Genomic DNA, 359 nt, shown 5'->3' with positions numbered 1-359 from the left:
TTATAATCCTACAAGTACAGGTATGACTTTTAGTTTTAGATATTCTCATTAGTTTAATTAAAGGGGGGACTGTGTTATGGTAACTAAGTATTACAAGTATATTCCTTGGTTGGTTTTAGGAGCTATTGGATCTTATGAGTCTGCAACTTATTTTGGACATAGTACATTTGATATGCTGTATTTATCTATTGTTTTTATGATTGTTTACGTAGCTTTGTTCATTCTACACGAAAAATATCTGAAATATAAATATAAAGAAATATTTACAAAGATTATGAGCAATCCTGAAAAAGATCATCATCCCTAGTAAGATATAGCATAATAAAGCCCTAGCAACCAGATTGTACTGACCCCAAAAA

Annotated in this window: 1 protein-coding gene; it reads left to right on the top strand. The window is 30.1% G+C overall.

Annotation, left to right across the window (positions count from 1 at the left end; genetic code table 11):
• The first annotated feature begins 76 nt into the window (after nt 1-76).
• The gene (locus SPADD19_RS11085; RefSeq protein ID WP_061455990.1) at nt 77-307 is read left to right on the top strand and encodes a hypothetical protein; all 231 of its coding nucleotides are present in this window, start codon (nt 77-79) and stop codon (nt 305-307) included.
• The last annotated feature ends 52 nt before the right edge of the window (nt 308-359 follow it).

Origin of the sequence: Streptococcus parasanguinis (assembly GCF_001578955.1) — a bacterium.
In the GTDB taxonomy this organism is placed as follows: domain Bacteria; phylum Bacillota; class Bacilli; order Lactobacillales; family Streptococcaceae; genus Streptococcus; species Streptococcus parasanguinis_U.
Note: the sequence above shows the minus strand (reverse complement) of the source record. Positions and strands in the feature narration are given on the sequence as shown.